This is a genomic window from Salmonella sp. NW177 (assembly GCF_051811585.1).
Taxonomy (GTDB): Bacteria; Pseudomonadota; Gammaproteobacteria; order Enterobacterales; family Enterobacteriaceae; genus Salmonella; species Salmonella enterica.
Map to the genome: position 1 here is coordinate 1 of NZ_JAMMZV010000022.1, position 1,645 is coordinate 1,645.

Below are 1,645 nucleotides of genomic sequence, written 5' to 3' on the forward strand. Positions count from 1 at the left end.
GGCTGTCGTCAGCTCGTGTTGTGAAATGTTGGGTTAAGTCCCGCAACGAGCGCAACCCTTATCCTTTGTTGCCAGCGGTTAGGCCGGGAACTCAAAGGAGACTGCCAGTGATAAACTGGAGGAAGGTGGGGATGACGTCAAGTCATCATGGCCCTTACGACCAGGGCTACACACGTGCTACAATGGCGCATACAAAGAGAAGCGACCTCGCGAGAGCAAGCGGACCTCATAAAGTGCGTCGTAGTCCGGATTGGAGTCTGCAACTCGACTCCATGAAGTCGGAATCGCTAGTAATCGTGGATCAGAATGCCACGGTGAATACGTTCCCGGGCCTTGTACACACCGCCCGTCACACCATGGGAGTGGGTTGCAAAAGAAGTAGGTAGCTTAACCTTCGGGAGGGCGCTTACCACTTTGTGATTCATGACTGGGGTGAAGTCGTAACAAGGTAACCGTAGGGGAACCTGCGGTTGGATCACCTCCTTACCTTAAAGAAGCGTACTTTGCAGTGCTCACACAGATTGTCTGATGAAAAGTAAATAGCAAGGCGTCTTGCGAAGCAGACTGATACGTCCCCTTCGTCTAGAGGCCCAGGACACCGCCCTTTCACGGCGGTAACAGGGGTTCGAATCCCCTAGGGGACGCCACTTGCTGGTTTGTGAGTGAAAGTCACCTGCCTTAATATCTCAAAACTGACTTACGAGTCACGTTTGAGATATTTGCTCTTTAAAAATCTGGATCAAGCTGAAAATTGAAACACAGAACAACGAAAGTTGTTCGTGAGTCTCTCAAATTTTCGCAACACGACGATGAATCGCGAGAAACATCTTCGGGTTGTGAGGTTAAGCGACTAAGCGTACACGGTGGATGCCCTGGCAGTCAGAGGCGATGAAGGGCGTGCTAATCTGCGATAAGCGCCGGTAAGGTGATATGAACCGTTATAACCGGCGATACCCGAATGGGGAAACCCAGTGTGACTCGTCACACTATCATTAACTGAATCCATAGGTTAATGAGGCGAACCGGGGGAACTGAAACATCTAAGTACCCCGAGGAAAAGAAATCAACCGAGATTCCCCCAGTAGCGGCGAGCGAACGGGGAGGAGCCCAGAGCCTGAATCAGCATGTGTGTTAGTGGAAGCGTCTGGAAAGGCGCGCGATACAGGGTGACAGCCCCGTACACAAAAGCGCATGTGCTGTGAGCTCGATGAGTAGGGCGGGACACGTGGTATCCTGTCTGAATATGGGGGGACCATCCTCCAAGGCTAAATACTCCTGACTGACCGATAGTGAACCAGTACCGTGAGGGAAAGGCGAAAAGAACCCCGGCGAGGGGAGTGAAAAAGAACCTGAAACCGTGTACGTACAAGCAGTGGGAGCCCCACCACCAAAGCATTCTCTGGTGTTGAAGGCCCTGCAAAGCAGCATCGCGGTGGCGGAGCGTCGTTTGCGACGCCCAACACACAAAACAAGCGGTGAGTGCTTTGGGGTGGGGTGACTGCGTACCTTTTGTATAATGGGTCAGCGACTTATATTCTGTAGCAAGGTTAACCGCATAGGGGAGCCGGAGGGAAACCGAGTCTTAATTGGGCGTTAAGTTGCAGGGTATAGACCCGAAACCCGGTGATCTAGCCATGGGCAGGTT

The 1,645-nt window shown here is 52.3% G+C and carries 1 tRNA gene and 2 rRNA genes; all 3 read left to right on the forward strand.

Annotated elements, in window-relative coordinates:
• Positions 1-486: ribosomal RNA gene (locus tag NA986_RS24285) — 16S ribosomal RNA — on the forward strand; the annotation flags it as partial.
• 85 nt (positions 487-571) lie between these two features.
• A tRNA-Glu gene (locus NA986_RS24290) sits at positions 572-647 on the forward strand.
• 193 nt (positions 648-840) lie between these two features.
• Positions 841-1,645, forward strand: a 23S ribosomal RNA gene (locus NA986_RS24295); the annotation flags it as partial.